Source organism: Bradyrhizobium sp. P2_E8, from assembly GCF_056403875.1.
The window spans coordinates 1-2,189 of the sequence record NZ_JBFUES010001141.1 but is presented as its reverse complement, the minus strand read 5'-3'; the positions used below and the strand labels follow the sequence as shown (position 1 = coordinate 2,189).

The window sequence follows — 2,189 nt, the reverse complement described above, 5'->3', positions numbered from 1 at the left end:
GCGCTGCAGAGCCGGGGCCCATGACGCAACTGCGGCTTGTGCGCCCTCCTGGGTCCCGGCTCTGCGCAGCAACGCTAAGGGCGTTGCAGCGCGTCCGGGACACGGGAGTGACAATGCCGTCACCCTCCCCAGCCCTCTTGCATCGGCAACAGGTCTTGTAACAAAACCGTCACGCAGCGAAACTAAACGAAGGCCGGAGCCGCGGTTGCGGCCATGCCGCCTCACCGTTAGGAGAGATTTGATGCGCCGTTCACTGGTGTTGCTGTCCGCCGGACTGACAGTCTTGTCCACTGGACTTTCCTCTGGACTTGCCTCCGCCCAAAACAACACCCCCCGCAACCTCATCCTGTTCATCCCCGACGGGCTGCGCGCGCTGAAGGTCACCCCTGAAACGGCCCCCGCGATGGCCGAGGTCCGCGACAAGGGCGTCAATTTCAAGAACCCGCACTCCCTGTTCCCGACCTTCACGATGGCCAACGGCTCGGCGATGTCGACCGGCCACTATCTCGGCGACACCGGCGTGTTCTCCAACACGATCTGGACCAACTACACCTCAGTCCCCGCCGGCGACACCGTGGTCCCCTTCATCGAGAACGACGCCGTGCTCGGCGACATCGACGAGCATTTCAAGGGCGACTATCTCAACGAAGAGACCATTCTGAAGATGGCCCGCGACAAGGGGCTGAGCACGGCGGCGATCGGCAAGGTCGGTCCGACCTACCAGTTCGACCACACCGACAAGCCCGAAAAGCCCGGCCAGCATTCGGTCGTGTTCGACGACTCCACCGGCGGCAAGAACGGCGTGGCGCTGTCGGACGAGGTGAAGGCGGCGCTGACCAAGGCCGGCCTGCCCCTCGCCACGCCCCCGCGCGGCGACAACAGCAAGGCCGGCGATGCCAAGACGCCCGGCACCACCGTAGCCAACGTCGCGCAGCAGGCCTATTTCGCCGACGTCGCCGCCAAGGTGGTGCTGCCGATGTTCAAGGCGCGCAACAAGCCGTTCGTCCTGGTGTTCTGGTCGCGCGATCCTGATGGCAGCCAGCACAACACCGGCGACAGCCTCAACCAGATCCTGCCCGGCATCAACGGGCCGACCTCGATGGCCGGCATCAAGAACGCCGACAACAACCTCGCCCAGCTCCGCAAGGCGCTCGACGAACTCGGGCTCGCCGCCTCGACCAACATCATCGTCTCCGCCGACCACGGCTTCTCGACGATCTCCAAGGAAAGCAAGACCAGCCCCTCGGCCAAGGTCAGCTATGACGATACGCCCAAGGACTTCCTGCCGATGGGCTTTTTGGCGCTCGACCTTGCCAAGGCGCTCGACCTGCCGCTGTTCGACCCCAACGACAAGAACGCGAAGATCGACGGCAACAAGCATCCCAAGGCCGGCAACGGCGTGCTCGGCAAGGATCCGGAGAAGCCCGATCTCGTCGTCGCGACCAATGGCGGCTCGGACCTCGTCTATCTGCCGAGCAATGACAAGAAGCTGGCGGCGAAAACGATCAAGGCCCTGCTCGAGCAGGATTACGTCTCCGGCCTGTTCGTCGAGGACTCGCTCGGCCGCTTCCCCGGCACGCTGCCGCTGTCGCGCATCAATCTGCGCGGCAAGGCGGCGACGCCGACGCCCGCGATCGTGGTCAACTTCCGCTCCTATGCCAGCGATTGCGGCGAGGCGCCGACCAACTGCTCGGTGCAGGTCGCGGACACCGTGCTGCGCCAGGGCCAGGGCATGCATGGCAGCTTCAGCCGCGGCGACACCATGAACTTCATGGCGGCGATCGGTCCGGACTTCAAAGCCGGCTATGCCGACGAGATCCCGGTCAGCAATGCCGACGTCGGCATGACCGCCGCCCAGCTGATGGGCCTGCGCGGCGCACACAATGGCGGCCTGATCGGCCGCGTGATGTCGGAGGCCTTGCCCAACGGCATCGTGCCGAAGGCATTCAAGGGCGTCGAGAAGTCGAAGATGTCCGAGAACGGTCTTCAGACCGTGCTCAACGTCCAGCGCGTCGGCAGCCAGCGTTATTTCGACGCCGCCGGCTTCCCGGGCCGCACGCTCGGCCTCGAGCCGGACACCGGCAAACAAAAAACGGCGGGGAAATAGCCCCGCCGCTCCTTCGCGCTCTCAAGAGACGCAAATCTACATGCCGATGTCGAACACGTTCGGCAATTGGCCCGCCAAAGGC

General features: G+C 64.8%; 1 protein-coding gene. It reads left to right on the top strand.

What is annotated here, in order from left to right; all coding sequences use genetic code 11:
• Nucleotides 1-241 precede the first annotated feature (241 nt).
• Complete coding sequence (locus tag AC1D00_RS37775; RefSeq protein WP_477014177.1) at nt 242-2,107, top strand: alkaline phosphatase family protein; 1,866 nt, start codon at nt 242-244, stop codon at nt 2,105-2,107.
• Nucleotides 2,108-2,189 lie beyond the last annotated feature (82 nt).

Excerpts from the sequence above, each read along its gene's own strand:
- AC1D00_RS37775 (WP_477014177.1), top strand. The coding sequence starts at position 242 with ATGCGCCGTTCACTGGTGTTGCTGTCCGCCGGACTGACAGTCTTGTCC.